Source organism: Brevibacterium aurantiacum, from assembly GCF_003932995.1.
Lineage (GTDB): Bacteria > Actinomycetota > Actinomycetes > Actinomycetales > Brevibacteriaceae > Brevibacterium > Brevibacterium aurantiacum.
This window is the reverse complement of sequence record NZ_CP025333.1, coordinates 3820046-3838970: the sequence shown is the minus strand read 5'-3', so window position 1 is coordinate 3838970 and position 18925 is coordinate 3820046. Positions and strand designations below refer to the sequence as shown.

The following is an 18925-nucleotide window of genomic DNA, read 5'->3' as shown; positions in this document are numbered from 1 at the left end:
TCAGTGTCGGGGGAGTCGCCGCAGCAGCCAGGTGATGATCTCCGGCCAGGCCTTCTCGGCGACCCGGCGCCTGAACAGACCGTGATGCGCGATTCGGTCGACCTCGAGTTCCTCAGGGGTGATGGTGCGTCGCTGCACCTCGGCGAGGCGGACATGATCGACGAGTGCGTCGATCTGGAATGCTGAGGCCCAGTTGTCGTCGCTGGCACCGATCGCGAGCACAGGTGTGCGCAAGCGGGCCATCCGCGCGGTGGCGCCCAGGCTCGGATCGTCGAAGAAGTACTCGGACATCTGCACCCAGCGACCCCATTCGAGCATGGCCGCGGTCGGGATGTCCTCACCGAGACCGAGGCGTTTGCCGGGAGCGTAGCCGACGAGCGGACTGATCAGGGGGCCGAGCGCCCTGAGAATGAGGCCCACGCGCAGTCGTTCGCTGCGGGGATTGATGTCTTGCAGTGCCGCCAGTGCGGTGCCCACGGTGACGATGCCGTGCAGGCCCGCGTTGGCGTTGCCCAACAGCAGAGCATGGCCTCCGAGGCTGTGCCCGATTGCCAGCTTCGGCAGCTCCGGGTATTCCCGGTTGGCCCAGTCTGCGACGGCATTCGCGTCCTCTTGCATCCAGTCACGCATCCGCAGCCTGGCGTGCTCGCTCGCCGGTCCCGAAGCGGCAACGCCGCGCACATCGTAGGTGAGCACCGCCAGCCCCTGATTGACGGCGTATTCGGCGAACTTCGTGTAGAAGCGAGCCGGAGTCGCCGTGGCGGGATGGACCGTGAGGAATCCGGTCGGGGTTTCTGGCGGCATCAGCACGGTGCCGACGACGTGACTGTGCCGCTCGGTATCGCCTGCCGCCTGGTCCCGGCTGCCGGTGGTTTCGCTGTGTGGGCCGCCGGTGACCGGAATGCGCACGGAACTCATCATTGTGCTCGTCATGAGCACAAGGCTAATGAAGATCCACCAAATTATCTACTGTTCAGTAACAGTGTCTTCCGTGCGCCGTGCTCAGCTCTGGGAGCGAGCCTTCCAGTCGGCGACCTCTGATTCGGCCAGCTGTGCGGCAACGCCGATGTAGGTGGCGGGAGTCAGCGCGGTCAGCAGCTGAGTCTCGGCCTCGGGCAGTCCGAGTCCGGCGACGAAGGTCTGCAGATCGGCCTGATCGATGCGTTTTCCGCGAGTGAGCTCCTTGAGCGTTTCGTAGGGGTTGTCCATTCCGGGTACACCCTGCAGCCCGGCGGCGCGCATGACCGACTGGATCGCTTCGCCGAGAACCTCCCAGTTGGAGTTGAGGTCGGCGTTCAGGGCCTCTTCATTGATGGCGAGCCGTTCGAGTCCCTTGACCAGGTTGTTCAGAGCCAGCACGGAGTGGCCGTAGGCGACGCCGATGTTGCGCTGTGAGGTCGAGTCGGTGAGGTCGCGCTGCATCCGGGACGTGACCAGAGTGGAGGCCAGCGAGTCGAGCAGAGCGCACGAGAGCTCGAGATTGGCCTCGGCGTTCTCGAAGCGGATCGGATTGACCTTGTGCGGCATCGTCGAGGAGCCGGTCGCGCCGGCGACGGGGATCTGCTTGAAGTAGTTCATCGAGATGTAGGTCCACATGTCCGTCGCCAGGTTGTGGGCGATGCGGTTGAACCGGGCGATGTCTGCGAAGAGTTCAGCATCCCAGTCGTGGGATTCGATCTGCGTCGTCAGCGGGTTGAATGTCAGCCCCAGGCTGCCTTCGACGAAGGTCTTGGCCAACTTGGGCCAGTCGGCACCGGGCACGGCAGCCAGGTGGGCCGAATAGGTGCCGGTGGCACCGTTGATCTTGCCGAGGAATTCGCTTGCCTCGACACGTTCGTACTGGCGGCGCAGTCGGTGGATGAACACCGCGAGCTCCTTGCCCATCGTCGTCGGCGTCGCCGGCTGACCGTGGGTGTGGGAGAGCATCGGGACCTCTGCCAGCGCCGAGGCGGTGTCGGCCAGCGAGTCGATGAGCGCCTTGGCGCGGGGCAGCCACACATCAACGGTGGCGCCCTTGACGCCCAGTGCCCAGGACAGATTGTTGATGTCCTCGGAGGTGCAGCAGAAGTGGACGAGTTCACTGAGATCGTCGGCGCCGAGTTCGACTAGCGCTTCTTTGATTGTGTACTCGACGGCCTTGACATCGTGAACCGTGACGGCCTCGTGGGCGGCGAGCGTAGCGATCGTATCGGCATCGAAATTCTCGGCAAAGGCGCGCAGTCCGCTGACCTCATCGTCGGTGAGGCGACGCACTCCGTCGATCACGGAGTTCTGTGCCAGGTGGATGAACCACTCGACCTCCACCGTGATCCGGTTGCGGTTCAGGGCTGCTTCGGAGAGGTGATCAACGAGGTCAGCGGTGTCTTTGCGATAACGGCCATCAAGCGGTCCGAGGGCGATGGCGGGTGTGATGTCAGCAAGCGAAACGGTCGGCATGCCCTCATTTTCTCATGAGCCGCACGCGGGTGTGGAACCGCCCGCCAAGTGGTCAGGGCCGCGCTGGCCGCCGATGAGGACTCGTGATCGTCCGGCGGTGGGATCTGCCCTGACTTCTGCGTGGAATTCCTGTGGATGGTCAGGGTGCTTCCACAGGGTGCTTGAGCGTGCTTTCGGCGGCGGACGCGGGTTCGTACGGTGAAGGCTGAATCGGACAGGAGGATGACAGTGATCACCGATGAGCTGGCACTCAACCGGGATGGATGGAGGCGACGAGCGAACGAGCTGCGGAGTCTGGCGCAGACCTGTCGGCAGGTCGAGGGGTGGGACTCTCCTGCGGGACGGATGCTCAGTGACCGTCTTCTGACGTGTTCGGACTCGATCAACACGCTGGCGGAGAGGGCCGACAAGCTCGCCGAAGCCTATGACCTGCATCTGCAGGTCGTCTCGGTGGGAGGCCGGATCCAGATATGAGCGACAGGACGAAGCTGGGAGCCGGGCCGGGGGACAAGTGGTTCGCCGTCGATGCGGCACGCATCATGAGGCTTCCCGAACGCCTGAGGGTGCTCTGGCCCCGCGAGCTGATGCCAGGTGCCCGCATTACCCGATCGGCCGTGACAGCCCCGAGTGCCCCCTCGGGTGTGATGTCGGGCGACTCCGCGGTCAGGGGGACGGCGATCAGAGAGACCGTGATGCTGGGGGAGCCTGCCGAGGGATCATCGCGGCGCGGACTCGACGTGCTCACGGCGTGGCTGGCCGGGTTCACCGCGGAGCTCAATCTCACCCGCTCGCGGATCACGATCGTCATCAGCTCCGGGGTTGAGACCGCTCACCTCGAGGTGTCCCTGTGCGATGACATCTGCCTGGCGATCCTGGTGCTGCACGGCGAAGGCTTCGAAGAGTTCGCTGACTTCCAACTTCTCAGACGCCTCCGGCCTCAGGACCTCGCTCAGGTCACCGAGGAGCTGTGTTCGCTGATCGAGAAGGACTGCGTGCTCACCCTGACCTACCTCGACGAATCCAAGGTCGCCGGCATGGAGTTCCTCCACCGAGTGGAAGGAGTCTGGTCCCGCCCGACGCTCGAGCGTGAGGGCGAGGCGATCACAGTCGGAGCCGAACACAAGCTCGGCGGCAACGCGGTGCGGCTCCTCCTTGCCTCGACCATGGCTCGACTGCAGACAGCGGTGTTCTCACGACCGCCGATGACCGGGATCCAGCCATGATCGACACCCGCACCACCGGCGGTCCGCAGCTGAAGATCGATGATCGAGCAGACACCAGCGGCGACGAACTGCAGCGAATCTGCGGCCACATCGGTGACCTGAGTGTGGAAGGCACGCGCGCCGACTTCGACCTGGCCACGCTTCTGACGCAGGTTCCCTCACCGCTCACCGCGATCAACCTCGATGCCGCCCGGACCGTCTATCACTACCAGTCAGCGCTCGTGCTCATCGAGCTCGAAGCCACAGTCCTCGCCGTCAGAGCAGCTGCCCTCGCCTACCGGCAGGCGGAGAAGGGAATCAGCGACACTTTCGGCGGGCTCCTCGACTACTTCGGATATGTCACCGGGCGAGTCATCGCCATCAGCCTGCCCGCGCTCATTCCCATCGGCATTGCAGTCGGAGCGCCGATCTACCTGGGGCTGAAACTCCTCGACGTCACTGGTCTCGACGATGTCGTGGCCAAACACTTCGGCATCGACCTGGTGCAGACGAAGGCCGCGGCTAAGGAGGCTTTCGTGGCCCTCGTGTTCGAGAATTCGGATGTCTCCGGGGCCGTCATCGAGCATGTGCTGCCGGGGATCGTCGTCGGCTTCATGGGGTTGCCGCCGACGGTGCTGGCCACCGACGGCGACCATGCGCTGTGGCCGCACGACTCGTCATCGATGACGGCCTGGGTCCTGGGAGGTGCGAACATGTTCGGGCTGTTGCTGCCCTCCGACGTTGAGGTCTGGAAGGCAAAGGGGATCACGGCGCCCGATGACGAGCCGCCGCGCGACATCGAAGACCTCTACCGCAGAGAGGCCGACCGTCACCGCGGCGTCGATTCCGGGCAGGTCCGGATCGAGGAGATCACCGACGCTGACGGCACGTCCCGCTATATCGTCTACATCCCGGCGACGAGCGATTGGTCGCCCGAGCCCGGTGAGAACACCACTGATCTGACGACGAACGTGCAGGCGATGGCCGGCAACGACACCGTCATGGCAGAGATGGTCCGCCAGGCTATCGCCGATGCGAATATCGGAGCTGACAGCGAGGTGATGCTGGTCGGCTATTCGCAGGGAGGGATCGTCGCCGGTTCGCTGGCCGCCGATCCGGCGTTCCTTAACGATGTCAACGTCACTGCGCTCTTCACCGTGGGCGCACCGATCTCAGACTTCCCGGTCGATGAGGGCATCGATGTCCTCTCGATCGAACACGAACAGGATCTGGTCCCCGACCTCGACGGCAATGAGAATCCGGCCGACGACCATTGGTCGACGATCACCGTCGACTACGACCCCGAGCAGCTGCGCCAGGCCCCGAACCTGAAAGGCAAGACAGATGCCGAGCTCGACGAGCTGTTCTCCTCCGCCGGAGCCGCACATTCCTCGGCCGCCTACAGCGCCTCAATCGGGCTCATGCTCGCGGGCGGGCATGCCGGTCTCAACCGTTTCACCGCGAAGAATTCGGGATTCTTCTCCGGTGACCTCAAGGAGACACGGGACTACCAGGGCAAACGCAGACGAACGTGAACACTGCCAAGGGCCGAGACAACCTCGGCGAGGGAGGGTTCTGAAGTGCTCGGACGTGCGTTTGTCGGACGTTGGAGCAACTCTGCGACCATCGACAATTCGGCAAGGAGGGCTTTGGATGGGGACCACACGCGCGGAGTTCGTCTCCTAGGCTGAACCCGACCATAACAATTGGCGCTCGACGCACGTTGCCGATGTGGCATGCAGTCGGTGGATTCGGTATCGTGGTATCACCTGTGAATCACATCACTCGAAGGCGAGATCTCACACCAGAGGCCTTGCCTGAAGGACACCGTCCACCACTGGTCACCTCCGGTGCGCTTGGACCTTGAACAAAGGAGAACTGGAATGACCTCCAACATTTCAGTGGGAACCGGGACTGCCCACAGTCAGTCTTCGGAACCTCGGATGATCCAGATGCTCACCGAAGACGGCAATCGCGTCGAATCCGGTGAATATGACGCCTTCGCAGCAGAACTCACCGATGAGGATCTGCGCGGCTTCTACCGGGACATGGTCCTGGTGCGTCGCATCGATGCTGAGGGTGCGGCCCTGCAGCGCCAAGGACAGCTCGGCCTCTGGGCGCCGATGTTCGGTCAGGAAGCAGCTCAGATCGGGATGGGCCGGGCGGCTCGCCCCCAGGACTTCGTCTTCCCCACCTATCGCGAACACGGCCTCGCCTACACTCGCGGAGTCGAACCGGAAACTCTCCTCGGCATGTTCCGAGGCCAGGACCACGGCGGTTGGGACCCTCAGGAACACCGTTTCCACACGTACACGATCGTCATCGGCTCGCAGACCCTGCACGCCACCGGATACGCGATGGGCGTGTCCATGGACGGCGACGTCGGCACCGGTGACCTGGAACGCGACACTGCGGCCATCGCCTGCTTCGGCGACGGTGCCACCTCGCAGGGCGATGTCTCGGAGGCGCTGACCTTCGCCGGAGCCTTCCACGCACCTGTGCTGTTCTTCTGCCAGAACAACCAGTGGGCCATCTCTGAACCCACCCACGTCCAGTCCGCAGCACCACTGTGCAAGCGCGGCGAAGGTTTCGGCGTTCCCGGCCTGCGCGTCGACGGCAACGACATCATCGCCATGTACGCCGTGGCCAGGGCCAGCCTGGATTCCGTTCGCGCCGGCAACGGTCCGATGCTCATCGAGGCCTTCACCTACCGTCGCGGTGCTCACACCACGGCAGATGATCCGACGAAGTACCGTGATGCAGCCGAAGAGGAGATCTGGGAGGACCGCGACCCGCTCAAGCGCCTCAAGGCCTACCTCGACAACCACACCGAGACCAGCGCGGAGTTCTTCGCCGAGGTCGACGCCGAGGCCGATACCCTCGCCGCCCGCATCCGCCACAACTGCATGACCATGGAAGATCCCGACCCCGTCGAGATGTTCGCCCATGTCACCTCCGAACCTCACCCCCTCGTCGACGAGGAACGTGCGGAATTCCTCGCATACCAGGCCTCGTTCGCCGATGCAGGTGAGGCCTGATGGAGAAACTTCCCCTGTCAAAGGCCATCACGGCCGGAATGCGCAAAGCCATGGAGGACGACCCGAAGGTCGTCCTCATCGGTGAGGACATCGGAAAGCTCGGCGGCGTCTTCCGCGTCACCGAGGGTCTGCAGAAGGACTTCGGTCCGCAGCGGGTCATCGATGCGCCGCTGGCCGAATCCGGCATCGTGGGCACCTCGATCGGCATGGCCATCCGCGGCTACCGCCCGGTCATCGAGATCCAGTTCGACGCCTTCATCTTCCCTGCCTACGACCAGATCGTGACGCAGGTGTCCAAGCTCTACAACCGCACCCTGGGCAAGGAACGAGTTCCGCTCGTCATCCGCGTGCCCTACGGCGGCGGCATCGGATCACCCGAACACCACTCCGAGAGCCCGGAAACCGTCTTCGCCCACCACGCGGGACTGCGTCTGGTCTCACCGTCGAATGCTCATGACGCCTACTGGATGGTGCAGGAAGCGATCAAGAGCGACGACCCGGTGATGTTCTTCGAACCCAAGCGCCGCTACTGGCTGCGCGGCGACGTCGACACCGCGAACCGCGGCGAGCTGGGCATGCACGACGCCAGCGTCGTCTCCGAAGGCACCGACGTCACCCTGGTGGCCTATGGCCCACTGGTGCCCACGGCCAAGGACGTTGTCGCAGCTGCTGCTGATGAAGGCAAGAGCGTCGAACTCATCGACCTGCGCAGTCTCAGCCCGATCGACTTCGCGACGATCGAGAAATCGGTGAAGAAGACCGGTCGTCTCGTCGTCGCCCACGAGGCACCGACGTTCCTGGGTCTCGGCTCCGAGATCGCGGCGCGAATGTCAGAACGCTGCTTCTTCAACCTCGAAGCTCCGGTCATCCGGGTCGGCGGCTATCACACGCCGTACCCCGGTTCGCGGATGGAAGAGCACTACCTGCCCGACCTGGATCGCATCTTCGACGGTGTCGACCGGGCACTGGCCTACTGACTCAAGGAGAGCTGACATGTCTTTTGAATTTCCTCTTCCTGACGTCGGTGAGGGCCTGACCGAGGCCGACATCGTGTCATGGAAGGTCGCCGTCGGTGACACCGTCACCGTCAACCAGATCCTCGTCGAGATCGAAACGGCCAAGTCATTGGTCGAACTCCCCAGTCCTCAGGCTGGTGAGGTCGGCGCCCTGCTCGTCGAGGAGGGCCAGACCATCGAGGTCGGGACACCGATCATCCGCTTCGGCGGCTCAGATGGCGGCTCCGACAACGCTGGAGCCTCGGCGCCGGCAGCCGGTGAAACCCAGGCCGCGACCGAAGGCGGTGGCGACGCCGAGGGCGGTGCCACCCTGGTCGGCTACGGTGCCAAGGCCGCCTCGTCGAAACGTCGACCTCGCAAGGGTGCAGGCGTCGCGGCGCCGGCGAACCCGAGCCAGGCTCCGGCCGCACAGGAAGCTCCGGCACCAGCTGCGGCCCCGGCAGCTCCCGCGGCTGCTGCAACGGCACCGGCTGAAGCTGCGGCACCAGCGACAGCCTCGGCGGGCAAGCCTCTGGCCAAGCCTCCCGTGCGCAAGCTCGCGAAGGACCTCGGCCTCGACCTGGCTGCCATCGTGCCGACGGGTTCGCGTGGCGAGGTCACCCGTGATGACGTCAAGGCCGCAGCCAGTGGCACCGGAGCGGCAGCCACCGCAGCCGCAGTCACGAGTGCAGGATCAGCAGTCGCCTCGGCGGGGGCCGGTTCCTCCGGCGAACTCGAAGAACGGATCCCGTTCAAGGGCGTGGCGAAGATGATGGCCAAGGCCATGGTCGAATCCGCGTTCACGATGCCTCACGTCACCGAGTTCCTCGACGTCGATGTCACCGAGACGATGGCCTTCGTGCGCAGGCTGAAGTCCACGAAGTTCCTGGGCGAGGACGTCAAGGTCTCACCCCTGCTGCTCGTTGCCAAGGCCGTGGCCTGGGCCGTTGCCCGCAACCCGCGGATCAACTCGTGCCTCGAAGGCGATGAGATCGTCGTCAAGAAGTACGTCAACCTCGGCGTCGCCGCAGCCACCCCGCGTGGCCTGATCGTGCCGAACATCAAGGGCGCACACGCAATGGGCCTGACCGACTTGGCACAGGGCATTCAGGATCTGACTGCACTGGCGCGTTCGGGCAAGACGCCTCCGGCCGATCAGTCCGGCGGCACCATCACGATCACCAATGTCGGCGTTTTCGGCGTCGACGCGGGCACCCCGATCATCAACCCAGGGGAAGCCGCGATCCTGGCCTTCGGGCAGATCCGGAAGAAGCCGTGGGTCGTGGGAGATGAGATCGTCCCGCGTGACATCACCACACTGTCGGTGAGTGCTGACCATCGCGTCGTCGACGGTGAGATCATCTCGAAGTTCCTCGCCGATGTCGGTCGTGGACTCGAGGACCCGACATTGCTGCTGGCCTAAGAGCCTGAAGCAGCAGTAGCAGTTCTGAGCGTTACTGCCCGGTGGAGCGGGTCAATCCTCCATACAGCGGTGGAGCGTCGAAACGCCTGTGTACACACAGGTGCTTCGGCGCTCCACCGCTGTTTGATGCTCATGGCTGTATAGGCGCTTCATAGATGTTTCGGCGCAGTGCCGGCGTATCTGTCGCACACCAAGTGCCGGGCCCTTGTCACAGGAAGCGATCGAGGGGGTGCAGCCCTACTTGTCGAGGTAGGCGCTGTTGTCGGTGGGGCTTCCGTCCTTGACCAGACGCTTCGCCAGGCAGTGGTCGCGGTCCAGCCCCCAGGAGCGGCACTGATCGAGTGCAGGCTCGGGATCGCTGTAGGGAGTGTCGATGACGGTGACCCAGTAGTTGTCATCCTTATAGGAATCCCAGTCACCGCTGTGGATGAGGATTGCGCCAGGGTATTTGACGCGGTTGGTCTCGAACTCGTTGACGATGTCCTGTGCCGACCATGTCTTGCCGTCGGCTTCCAGGCCGACGTCCTTCGCGCTCACCTGAGTCACCCACTGCCCTTCGAGGTCATTCGCCTTTGCGGTGCCTTCCTTCGTGTAGGTCGACAGGGCCTCCTGGGGGTTCGGTGTCGACTCCACCTTGGACTCGGACGGTGAGGGGGAGGGCGATGCGGACTCGTCTGCGCCGAAGTCGACAGGCACGGTTCCCGTCGACGGGGCCAACCAGCGGATACCGAAGAATGCCAACAGCGCGAGAACCATGACGATGGCAATGATGACGACGGTGATCTTGGCCCCGTTGCCCTTCTTCGGGGCGGGAGCGGGCTGGAGTGGGATCTGTCCGGATGCAGGGCCATCAGAGCCGTGCTCCGCCTGGGGTGAGTGAGTGGAATGACCATCAGGCAGCCACTGACGGGCCGCCGGTGCGCTTGACGCGCTCGGAGCCTGTCCCTGGAACGGGGAAGCGCCCGCGGGGGCGAAGACGTTGCGAGAACGGTTTTTGGATACAGGTACGTCACCGGTGTGCTTCTCGAGATACTCGTAATAGGTCGAGTTGTCGAAATCAGCAGCACTCTGGGTGGACTCCTGCCCCGGCGACGAGGTCAGACTGGCACGATCAGATTGGTCTTTCTGCCAGTCGTCGCTGGTCGCTGGACGGATTCGCGGCCTCGGTGGAACGTCGCTCATCGGTCCTCCTGAGTGCCAAATGTGGTGGCAATCATCTTCTTACCTTGGCACGTCATCGGCACGTGTTCAACATGGACGAGGGCAGGACGCATTGTGTCCTGGAGTGCGGGTGCGAACTTGCGTGCCGGATGAGCGCGAGGTGAGACCGGTGTCCGCCCCTGGAATCCGGGCGCAGGGTGTTCTCCGACCCTCAATTGCGACACACCTGAGGGGGCCTGGCGACAGCGAGTCAGTGAATTTGCTCTGAAGGCCTGTTTCTCTCTAAGATTGTTATCTGTTGTGTCGTAGCAGTTCGATCACCGATTGATCTGCTAAGGCCAACATGGTGCTCACCCACCGCTGCACTCCAGCTTCGGCCAATCTCTCACAGGCTACGGCTTCAGCGCTGGTGAGACATCTCGCCCGAACGGGCAAACCTGTTTTGGCGTACACAATTTTCATTGCGAACGCCGCATGCCGGGCAGCAGCTTGGCAAGTGGTCGGGCATCCGTCCGGCCGAGCAGCAATCGCGAAAATTTGTTGATGTCTTCCGACATCGGCGCAAGCGAGCGTGGAACCCACGCAGATCAGCTTGTTTCGAGAGTCGGTAACTTGTGAACTGGAGGAGAGTCATGGCAGCAAACTGCCAAGTAACCGGGGCCGTCCCTGGTTTCGGACACAACGTGTCCCACTCGAAACGAACAACCAAGCGTCGTTTCAACCCGAATATTCAGAAAAAGCGCTACTTCGTTCCGTCTCTGCGTCGCAGCGTCACCCTTAACCTGTCCGCCAAGGGCATCAAGGTGATTGACGTGCGCGGAATTGACGCCGTCGTCGGCGAACTCATTGCCAAGGGAGTGAAGCTCTGATGGCTAAGGCACAGGACATCCGTCCCATCGTCAAGCTCAAGTCGACAGCTGGCTCCGGGTACACCTACGTGACCCGCAAGAACCGCCGCAACAACCCGGATCGCATGGTTCTCAAGAAGTACGATCCAGTTGTTCGTAAGCACGTCGATTTCCGAGAGGAGCGCTGAGCGCACATGGCTAAGAAGTCAAAGATCGCACGCGACAAGCAGCGTCGCGTCATTGTTGAGCGCTACGCGGAGCGTCGTGCGACGCTCAAGCGTCAGCTGACACACCCGGACAGCACCGACGAGCAGCGTGAAGAAGCACGCCTCGGACTGCAGAAGCTTCCTCGCGATGCCTCACCAGTGCGTGTGCGCAACCGCGACCAGGTTGATGGTCGTCCGCGCGGCTACCTCCGCAAGTTCGGTCTCTCCCGTGTTCGTTTCCGCGAAATGGCACACAACGGCGAGTTGCCCGGCATCACGAAGTCAAGCTGGTAATCTCGAGGAAGTTCGTTATCGGAAAAACGGACCGGTAACCGACCGACTTGTCCTAAGGAGGACACTTTTATGGCTAAGAACCGCAGTGAGCTCGTAGCAGAAGTTGCAGAGAATTCCGGACTGACTCAGAAGCAGGTCTCGGACGTTCTTGATGGTGTCTTCGATGTCTTCTCCGACGTCGTCGGCAAGGGCGAAAAGCTCACCATCCCGGGATGGCTGTCCGTCGAGCGCACCGAACGTGCCGCTCGCAAGGGCCGCAACCCGCAGACCGGTGAAGAGATCCAGATCAAGGCCGGCTACTCCGTGAAGCTGTCCGCTGGTTCGAAGCTGAAAGCTGCCGCTGGCAGCCCTAACTGAGCCTCGAGCATCAGCGTGGAATGACCCGGACCATTTGGTCCGGGTCATTTCCTGTCTCCGTGCCGAGATCTCGGCCACGTCTTAGCCTCGCAGTTCGCCCAGCATCAGACTGCGGCGATATCCTTGAACCATGAATGAAGCGGCGGCCTGCCACCAGTGAGCACTCAAGTCTTCGAATCGATCACTCGATTCACGTCTCGCGCCGCCGTCCCCCTCGTCGTCGTCGGCGGGCTCGCCGTGGGCCTGCTCGCGATGCTCTTCACCGGAGCAGCCGAGGCGACACTGCTCAACGACCCCGGCCCCTACGTGCGCTACGGCCTTCCCGCGGCCAAGCTCGTCTTCAATGTGTCGATGTCGCTGACCGTAGGCGCACTGATGTTCGCCCTCCTCATCCTGCCCCGCACTGCGAAGAAGGGCAGGGGAAAACAGGCGAACCCCACGACTGCGAAATCGAGCACCCCCGACGCGGAGCCGCTCAATGCACTCTGGGAGAAGACCCTGAAGATCGCCGAGGTGGCATCGATCGCCTGGACGATCTCCGCCGTGGCCGTCCTCGTCTTCACCTTCGCCGACACCGTCGGTGCCCAGGCATACCTCGACTTCTCCAATCAGCTCGGCGTGTTCCTGACCCAGATCGCCTTCGGCCAGCTCTGGACCCTCATCGTCGTACTCATCGCCGTCGCCTCGACCCTGTGCTTCGGCACGCGCAGCTTCCTCGGCATCGCCGTCGCGGGTGTCCTTGGCGTGGGCGTGATGATCCCCCTGGCACTCATGGGCCACTCCGCTGAGGCCTCCGGGCACACCCAGGCCGTCAACAGCATCGGCCTGCATCTGCTGGGCGTGACGATGTGGTTGGGCGGCCTCTTCGTCATCGCGCTCCTCGGCTCGGACCTGGCGCGTTCGAACCTGCTGCGCTCGACGATCGAACGCTATTCCTCGATCGCTCTCATGGCCTTCGCGATCGTCGCCTTCTCCGGCGTCGTGAACTCGCTGCTGCGTGTCCACAGCTTCGATGACCTCATGACCCCGTACGGGCAGGTGATTGTGGCGAAGACGTTTGCGACGATTCTGCTCGGCCTCATCGGCTTCTGGCATCGGCAGTTCGTCATCCGACGTCTTGGTGCCGCCGCCTCGGCGACCAGAGAATTCTGGCGACTCATCGTCGTGGAATTCGTCATCTTCGGGGCCACCATGGGTCTGGCGGTTGCTTTGTCACGGTCTCAGCCACCGGTGTCTCAGGAACCCGTGGGCGATCCGACCCCGGCAGAGATCCTGACCGGTGAGCCGCTTCCCCCGCCGCCGAGCTTCGCCCGCTACTTCACCGAATGGTCCCTCGACCCGCTGTGGGTCGTCATCGCAGTCGGCCTGTCCGTGGCCTATATCGTCGGTTTCATCAATCTCCGGCGCCGAGGTGATTCCTGGCCGATCCATCGCCTGATCTGCTGGCTGCTGGGCATGATCTTCCTCGTCTACGTCACCTCAGGCGGTGCCCGGGTCTACGGCGAGATCCAGTTCTCCGGACACATGATCCAGCACATGCTCCTGATCATGGTGGTCCCCCTGCCGATGGTCCTCGGTGCTCCCATCACAATGCTCATGCGCGGAACGAAGGCCCGCACCGACGGATCACGTGGTGTGCGCGAATGGGTGCTCTGGCTCGTCCACACTCCCTATATGAGGTTCTTTGCGAACCCGATCTTTGCAAGCGTGAACTTCGCCGGTTCCCTCGTCGTCTTCTACTACTCGGGCGTGATGAAATATGCGCTCGAATGGCACTTGGGTCACGAGCTGATGATCATCCACTTCCTCGGCGCGGGCTACCTGTTCGCACAGGCGCTCATCGGCATCGACCCCGGCGTGGAGCGTCCCGCCTATCCGCTGCGGCTGCTCATGCTGCTCATCACGATGGCCTTCCACGCGTTCTTCGGCATCTCGATCATGAGCTCCGAAGTCCTCATCGAAGGTGACTGGTTCGGCAACATCGGTGCCGACTGGGGCTATTCGGCGATCGAAGACCAGCAGATGGGCGGCGGAATCGCCTGGGGCATCGGAGAGTTCCCCACCCTCTTCATCGCAATCATGGTCGCCTTCCAATGGTCGAAGTCCTCCGATCGTGAGGCCAAGCGCCTTGACCGACGTGAGGCACGCACCGACGACGCGGAGCTGCGCGCCTACAACGACATGCTCGCCAACATGGCGCAGCGCGACGCGAACTCCAGCCCGCGAAGCAGATGACTGCACACCTCGTGTGCGGGAATGTGCAGAGATAATTCCCGGATTCGAGCCCTTTCTGCACCCAATCACTCGCTGGATGGCGCAGACTGTTGCATGGATCATATTTATCCACAGCGTCACGCAACCCGCGCCGACGGCGTGGACCTGAAGCCGCATAGCAGGGGCTTGCAGGCTCACCTCCGCACGGGCCCAGACGCCACAGCGAGTCGATCCGCGCATTCAACGGTGATGCGGATCATGGAAATCAAGGAGAGTCATGAGTTCTTCGAACAATGCCGAGAGGAAGACGATCCGCGCACAGCTGCGCAAGGTCGTCGCCGCCTCGATGGCCGGAACCGTCGTCGAGTGGTACGAGTTCTTCCTCTACGGTTCGGCCGCCACCCTGGTGTTCAACCACATTCTGTTCCCACCGTCGGATGACCCTCTGACACCGATCCTGGCGGGCTTCGCCACCTACGCGGTCGGCTTCATCGCCCGCCCCATCGGTGGTATCGTCTTCGGGCACTTCGGTGACAAGTACGGACGCAAGAAGCTCTTGCAGCTGTCGATCGTCCTCGTCGGTGTGGCCACATTCCTCATGGGATGTCTGCCGACGTTCGATCAGATCGGGCCCTTCGCCCCGATTCTCCTCGTCCTGCTGCGCGTCGTGCAGGGCTTCGCCGTGGGCGGCGAGTGGGGTGGAGCAGTCCTCCTCGTGGCCGAACATGCACCGAACAAGGAACGCGGCTTCTGGTCATCCTTCCCGCAGTCCGGTGTGCCATTGGGCAACCTGCTCGCCACCGGGGTGCTCTTCGTCCTCACCGCAACGCTGACCGAAGAGCACTTCCTCTCGTGGGGTTGGCGTGTGGCCTTCTGGCTCTCGGCCGTCATCGTGCTCATCGGCTACTACATCCGCACCCGTGTCTCAGACGCACCGATCTTCGACGAGGTCCAGTCTGAAGAGATCGAAGAAGGTGTGGACTACGGAATCAAGGCCGTCTTCAAGCGCTACCCCCGCGAGGTCTTCGCCGCGATGGGCCTGCGCTTCGTCGAGAATATCCACTACTACATCGTCGTGACCTTCTCGATCACCTATCTGGCGCAGGTGGTGAAGATCGAGTCAAGTGAGATTCTGGGCCTCCTGCTCGGAGCCCATGCGATCCACGCTGTGCTCGTGCCCTTCGTCGGGGCCATGGCGGACAAGGTTGGGCGCAAGCTGCCCTACGGAATCGGCATCGCTCTCACAGCAACCTGGGGCTTCTTCGCCTTCCCGATGTACGACACAGCCAGTGCCGTGATGATCTTCCTCGCCCTGCTGTTGGGGCTCATCTTCCACGCACTGATGTATGCCGGCCAGCCGGCGATCATGTCGGAGATGTTCCCGACCCGCATGCGCAACTCGGGTGTCTCGACCGGCTATCAGGTCACGGCGATCGTGGCAGGGTCGTTCGCACCGATCATCGCGGTTGCGCTGCTGCAGAAATTCGAATCCTCAGTGCCGATCGCGATCTACGTTCTGGTGGCTGCCGCGATCTCGATGATCGCGCTCCTGTACACGAAGGAGACGAAGGGTATCGATCTGCGTTCACTGGACCAGGTGGACAAGGACCGTCGTCACGCAGCCAAGCGCTGATTCGCGTATCTCAGCACTCGAACACACGACAGTGAGTTCGGTCTTCGGGCGGTGCCGATGAACATCGGTGCCGCCCGAATCCATGACAGTGGACACCTCGACAGCTGACACCACCACAGCTGACTGCACTGGCGAAGCACACTACGATCGAAGGGACCGAAATGGTCGATCTCAGCAGCAAACGCGCCCTCGTCACAGGGGGAGCCTCCGGCCTCGGCAAGGCAATGAGCGAAGCCTTCGCCGCAGCGGGAGCTCACGTCATCGTCGCCGACGTCGATGCGGAATCGGCGGAAGCCGTGGCCGGCGACATCGGGGGAGAGGCGTGGACGGTCAACCTCGCGGACACCTCGGCGCTGGATGGAGTCGATCTCGACGTTGACATCCTCGTCAACAACGCGGGCATCCAGAGGATCCATCCGATCACCGAATTCCCCCTCGACGAGTGGCGGTTGATCAATACGCTCATGCTCGAGGCACCGTTCGTGCTCACGAAGGCGGCGCTGCCGAGGATGTATGAAAAGGGGTGGGGCAGGGTCATCAACCTGTCCTCGATCCACGGGCTGCGCGCCTCGGCGAACAAATCAGCATATGTGGCGGCCAAGCACGGGCTCATGGGACTGACGAAGACGACCGCGCTTGAGGCAGGACCACACGGGGTGACCTGCAATGCGATCAACCCCGGCTATGTGATGACGCCGATGGTCAAGGGTCAGATCGCCGATCAGGCGAAGACGAATGGCATCACCGAGGACGAAGTCCTCGAGCAGGTCTTCCTCGGCCATTCGGCGGTGCCGAAACTAGCCGATCCTGGTGACATCGCTGCACTCGCACTGTTCCTGGCCAGCGACGCGGCCGCGGTCATCAACGGCAGCGCACACAGCGTCGACGGCGGCTGGTCTGCGGCCTGACAGCTGCCGGTCCGGCACCTGGGCTCGGCTCAGAGGACCTCGAGGACGCTGCGGACCCCTGCATTGCGCAGGGACTCGTGGCGGACCGAGGCCCAGTAGGAGACCGGTTTCGAGAACTCCTCAGGCAGCACCTGCACCAGGCGACTGTTGTTCGCGGCGAGGAAATCGGGCAGGATCCCGATGCCGACCCCGTTCGAGGTGGCGAGTACGTGAGCATGCACGGACGTGGAGCGAAAGAAACCCTTGCTCCGCGGAAGAGCGTTGCCGGCCTCGTCGAGGTCGTCGACCTGAAGCGAGTTCTCAATGTAGTAGATGAGCCGATGCTCGGCGAGGTCGTCGATCGTCGTCGGTGTGCCGTGGCTGCGCAGATAATCATGCGAGGCATAGAGCTGGAGCCGGTAGTCGCGGATGTGCTTCGCGACGCTGCGCGGCGCGTTGGGCCGACCGACGACGACCTCGATGTCCACACCCGAACGGTACTGTCGGGCCCGTTGGGTCGCCGCAATGAGTTCGAACTGCAGTCCGGGATGGCTGCGCTGAAGCCGGGTCAGGGCCGGTACCGCGTACTCGAGGGCGAAGGCCTGAGGGCAGGCCAGGCGGATCGTGCCGGACAGCGCCGAGTTGGCGTGGGAGTCGATGCGTCCCAGCGCGGCCTCGATGTCCTCGGCCACTGGCAGCAGATGACGGCCGGCGGCACTGAGCTCCCACCCGTCTGGGGAGGCCACGAGCAGTCGTTCGCCGTAGCCCTTCTCCAGGGCGGCGATGCGTCGGGACACGGTGGTGTGGTTGAGTCCCAGGCTGTGGGCGGCGGCCGTGAACTTGCCCAACCGGGCCACGGCAAGCAGCGTCAGCAGATCCTCGGGTGAGATCTGCGAACCGGAAGCGCCTGGTGCATATGAAGCCATAGTCGTCCCATCCTATCTGCGTGTGCGCACATATCCGGTGCGGAATATGTGATTCTCCTCGACCTGTGTCGCCGCAGCGACTGGCGTAATGTGAGAGGCAACACTGAATCAGCATAAGAACATGATGCGAGGAGGCATTTTATGTCGACGATTGGATGGATCGGCCTGGGGAACATGGGCCGTCCGATGACTGCAAACCTGGTGAAAGCCGGTCACACCGTCAATGGCTTCGATCTCATGGAGATCGCCGTCGAAGAGGCAGCCAAGCACGGGGTGAACCCCGTCAAGTCCATCGCCGAGGCGGTCGCCGGAGCTGACATCGTCTTCACGATGCTGCCCAAGGGTGAGCACGCCCGAGCGGTCTACCTCGAGGCCGACGGCGTTCTGGCGCATGCCGATACCACGACCCTCCTTGTCGATTCTTCGACGATCGACTTCGATTCGGCTCGCGCCCTCCACTCCGAAGCGGTCAAGGCTGGGTTCCGTTTCGTCGACGGACCGGTCTCCGGTGGCGTCACCGGAGCCGAGGCCGGCACGCTGACCTTCATGCTCGGCGGCAGCGATGAGGACGTGGCCGAGGCGAAGACGTTCATCGAGCCGATGGCCGGCAACATGTTCCACGCTGGTGGCGAGGCAGCTGGCCAGGCCGCCAAGATCGTCAACAACATGATGCTCTCGATCAGCCTGCAAGGCGTCGTCGAAGGTGCAGTGCTCGCCGATCACTTCGGACTCGACCCGAAGGTCTTCTACGACATTGCCACCGTCTCCTCCGGAGACTCCTGGCCGCTGCGCACCTGGTACCCCGTGCCCGGCGTGACAGAGACAGCTGCGTCGAACAACTCGTTCAAGCCCGGGTTCGCAACAGCCCTCATGCACAAGGACGTCGGTCTGGCTCTCGCCGGCGCCGAGACACAGGGCCTCGACCTGCCGGCGGCTCAGCTCGTCCACGCTCAGCTGCAGAAGCTCGTCGACGCCGGACTCGAAGGCCTCGACACCTCGGCGCTGATCAAGAACATCGATGCAAAGGCCAAGGGCCTGCCCGAATAGCGGCTGGGCTGCCCGAGTAGGCGCGGGCCTGCCCGATCAAGGGGCAGCGCCGTTACGGCGAGTGGCTGGGACGAACGCCGCCGCCAAGCATGCGGCCGCTGACAGTCTGTGTTCCGCAGGACGAACACCAACGGTTGGTAAGTTCTCCTCGATCCCCGAACGGGCTTCGAGGAGAACTTACCAACCGTTTGCAGAGAACCGGGCCCCATGCCGCTGTGCCCTCGACCTGCAACTTCAGCGGGTACGTGTAAGACTGGA

The 18925-nt window shown here is 63.2% G+C and carries 18 protein-coding genes; 14 read left to right on the top strand and 4 right to left on the bottom strand.

All coding sequences use genetic code 11. The features are described from left to right. A complete protein-coding gene (locus tag CXR25_RS17690; protein WP_241212352.1) occupies positions 1-933 on the bottom strand; it encodes an alpha/beta hydrolase family protein in 933 nt (310 codons plus the stop codon). 69 nt (positions 934-1002) lie between these two features. Beyond that, a complete protein-coding gene (gene purB / locus CXR25_RS17685; protein ID WP_009882229.1) occupies positions 1003-2436 on the bottom strand; it encodes an adenylosuccinate lyase in 1434 nt (477 codons plus the stop codon). Positions 2437-2658: 222 nt separating this feature from the next. On the opposite strand from purB, the gene CXR25_RS17680 reads away from it, so the two are divergent. From CXR25_RS17680 to CXR25_RS17655, 6 genes are all read left to right on the top strand, one after another. Next, positions 2659-2910, top strand: coding sequence for a hypothetical protein (locus CXR25_RS17680; RefSeq protein ID WP_226823884.1), 252 nt, complete (start codon positions 2659-2661; stop codon positions 2908-2910). After that, positions 2907-3659: a hypothetical protein gene (locus CXR25_RS17675; RefSeq protein WP_101584374.1), complete on the top strand. Its 753-nt coding sequence runs from the start codon at positions 2907-2909 to the stop codon at positions 3657-3659. The genes CXR25_RS17680 and CXR25_RS17675 overlap by 4 nt, the downstream gene beginning before the upstream one ends. Further along, a complete protein-coding gene (locus tag CXR25_RS17670; RefSeq protein WP_096146087.1) occupies positions 3656-5173 on the top strand; it encodes a hypothetical protein in 1518 nt (505 codons plus the stop codon). Before CXR25_RS17675 ends, CXR25_RS17670 begins: the two co-directional genes overlap by 4 nt. A 348-nt stretch (positions 5174-5521) precedes the next feature. After that, entirely contained in the window at positions 5522-6676 is a 1155-nt protein-coding gene (gene pdhA, locus CXR25_RS17665) for a pyruvate dehydrogenase (acetyl-transferring) E1 component subunit alpha (RefSeq protein ID WP_069601087.1), read from the top strand. Next, positions 6676-7653, top strand: a complete 978-nt coding sequence (locus tag CXR25_RS17660) for an alpha-ketoacid dehydrogenase subunit beta (RefSeq protein ID WP_096157744.1) — start codon at positions 6676-6678, stop codon at positions 7651-7653. The genes pdhA and CXR25_RS17660 overlap by 1 nt, the downstream gene beginning before the upstream one ends. Before the next feature lie 16 nt (positions 7654-7669). After that, a complete protein-coding gene (locus tag CXR25_RS17655; RefSeq protein ID WP_125240824.1) occupies positions 7670-9094 on the top strand; it encodes a dihydrolipoamide acetyltransferase family protein in 1425 nt (474 codons plus the stop codon). 237 nt (positions 9095-9331) lie between these two features. On the opposite strand, the gene CXR25_RS17650 is transcribed toward CXR25_RS17655, so the two are convergent. Continuing rightward, on the bottom strand, positions 9332-10276 hold the full coding sequence (locus CXR25_RS17650; RefSeq protein WP_125240823.1) for a protein kinase: 945 nt from the start codon (positions 10274-10276) through the stop codon (positions 9332-9334). A 611-nt stretch (positions 10277-10887) separates the two neighbouring features. Between CXR25_RS17650 and rpmB the strand changes: the two genes are divergently transcribed. From rpmB to CXR25_RS17615, 7 genes are all read left to right on the top strand, one after another. Beyond that, positions 10888-11124, top strand: coding sequence for a 50S ribosomal protein L28 (gene rpmB / locus CXR25_RS17645; RefSeq protein WP_009882238.1), 237 nt, complete (start codon positions 10888-10890; stop codon positions 11122-11124). Continuing rightward, on the top strand, positions 11124-11291 hold the full coding sequence (gene rpmG / locus CXR25_RS17640; RefSeq protein ID WP_009882240.1) for a 50S ribosomal protein L33: 168 nt from the start codon (positions 11124-11126) through the stop codon (positions 11289-11291). The genes rpmB and rpmG overlap by 1 nt, the downstream gene beginning before the upstream one ends. A gap of 6 nt (positions 11292-11297) precedes the next feature. Next, positions 11298-11603: a 30S ribosomal protein S14 gene (gene rpsN / locus CXR25_RS17635; RefSeq protein WP_009882241.1), complete on the top strand. Its 306-nt coding sequence runs from the start codon at positions 11298-11300 to the stop codon at positions 11601-11603. Between the two features lie 69 nt (positions 11604-11672). After that, positions 11673-11960, top strand: a complete 288-nt coding sequence (locus CXR25_RS17630) for an HU family DNA-binding protein (RefSeq protein ID WP_009882243.1) — start codon at positions 11673-11675, stop codon at positions 11958-11960. Positions 11961-12116: 156 nt separating this feature from the next. Then, entirely contained in the window at positions 12117-14195 is a 2079-nt protein-coding gene (locus CXR25_RS17625; protein WP_101557183.1) for a bifunctional copper resistance protein CopD/cytochrome c oxidase assembly protein, read from the top strand. 256 nt (positions 14196-14451) lie between these two features. Further along, on the top strand, positions 14452-15807 hold the full coding sequence (locus CXR25_RS17620) for an MFS transporter (protein WP_096157741.1): 1356 nt from the start codon (positions 14452-14454) through the stop codon (positions 15805-15807). Between the two features lie 161 nt (positions 15808-15968). Continuing rightward, positions 15969-16715, top strand: a complete 747-nt coding sequence (locus CXR25_RS17615) for a 3-hydroxybutyrate dehydrogenase (RefSeq protein ID WP_096157740.1) — start codon at positions 15969-15971, stop codon at positions 16713-16715. Positions 16716-16744: 29 nt separating this feature from the next. On the opposite strand, the gene CXR25_RS17610 is transcribed toward CXR25_RS17615, so the two are convergent. Beyond that, positions 16745-17620 (bottom strand): LysR family transcriptional regulator, encoded by an 876-nt coding sequence (locus CXR25_RS17610; RefSeq protein ID WP_101557182.1) that lies wholly within the window; start codon positions 17618-17620, stop codon positions 16745-16747. 141 nt (positions 17621-17761) lie between these two features. On the opposite strand from CXR25_RS17610, the gene mmsB reads away from it, so the two are divergent. Then, positions 17762-18667, top strand: a complete 906-nt coding sequence (gene mmsB, locus CXR25_RS17605; protein ID WP_125240822.1) for a 3-hydroxyisobutyrate dehydrogenase — start codon at positions 17762-17764, stop codon at positions 18665-18667. The last annotated feature ends 258 nt before the right edge of the window (positions 18668-18925 follow it).

What these genes read in the sequence shown, in the direction of transcription:
- CXR25_RS17655 (WP_125240824.1), top strand. Translation starts at nt 7,670, where the DNA reads ATGTCTTTTGAATTTCCTCTTCCTGACGTCGGTGAGGGCCTGACCGAG.
- rpmG (WP_009882240.1), top strand. Translation starts at nt 11,124, where the DNA reads ATGGCTAAGGCACAGGACATCCGTCCCATCGTCAAGCTCAAGTCGACA.
- pdhA (WP_069601087.1), top strand. Translation starts at nt 5,522, where the DNA reads ATGACCTCCAACATTTCAGTGGGAACCGGGACTGCCCACAGTCAGTCT.
- CXR25_RS17610 (WP_101557182.1), bottom strand. Translation starts at nt 17,620, where the DNA reads ATGGCTTCATATGCACCAGGCGCTTCCGGTTCGCAGATCTCACCCGAG.
- CXR25_RS17660 (WP_096157744.1), top strand. Translation starts at nt 6,676, where the DNA reads ATGGAGAAACTTCCCCTGTCAAAGGCCATCACGGCCGGAATGCGCAAA.
- purB (WP_009882229.1), bottom strand. Translation starts at nt 2,436, where the DNA reads ATGCCGACCGTTTCGCTTGCTGACATCACACCCGCCATCGCCCTCGGA.
- CXR25_RS17680 (WP_226823884.1), top strand. Translation starts at nt 2,659, where the DNA reads ATGACAGTGATCACCGATGAGCTGGCACTCAACCGGGATGGATGGAGG.
- CXR25_RS17615 (WP_096157740.1), top strand. Translation starts at nt 15,969, where the DNA reads ATGGTCGATCTCAGCAGCAAACGCGCCCTCGTCACAGGGGGAGCCTCC.
- rpsN (WP_009882241.1), top strand. Translation starts at nt 11,298, where the DNA reads ATGGCTAAGAAGTCAAAGATCGCACGCGACAAGCAGCGTCGCGTCATT.
- CXR25_RS17690 (WP_241212352.1), bottom strand. Translation starts at nt 933, where the DNA reads ATGACGAGCACAATGATGAGTTCCGTGCGCATTCCGGTCACCGGCGGC.
- CXR25_RS17650 (WP_125240823.1), bottom strand. Translation starts at nt 10,276, where the DNA reads ATGAGCGACGTTCCACCGAGGCCGCGAATCCGTCCAGCGACCAGCGAC.
- CXR25_RS17620 (WP_096157741.1), top strand. Translation starts at nt 14,452, where the DNA reads ATGAGTTCTTCGAACAATGCCGAGAGGAAGACGATCCGCGCACAGCTG.
- CXR25_RS17670 (WP_096146087.1), top strand. Translation starts at nt 3,656, where the DNA reads ATGATCGACACCCGCACCACCGGCGGTCCGCAGCTGAAGATCGATGAT.
- rpmB (WP_009882238.1), top strand. Translation starts at nt 10,888, where the DNA reads ATGGCAGCAAACTGCCAAGTAACCGGGGCCGTCCCTGGTTTCGGACAC.
- CXR25_RS17630 (WP_009882243.1), top strand. Translation starts at nt 11,673, where the DNA reads ATGGCTAAGAACCGCAGTGAGCTCGTAGCAGAAGTTGCAGAGAATTCC.
- mmsB (WP_125240822.1), top strand. Translation starts at nt 17,762, where the DNA reads ATGTCGACGATTGGATGGATCGGCCTGGGGAACATGGGCCGTCCGATG.
- CXR25_RS17675 (WP_101584374.1), top strand. Translation starts at nt 2,907, where the DNA reads ATGAGCGACAGGACGAAGCTGGGAGCCGGGCCGGGGGACAAGTGGTTC.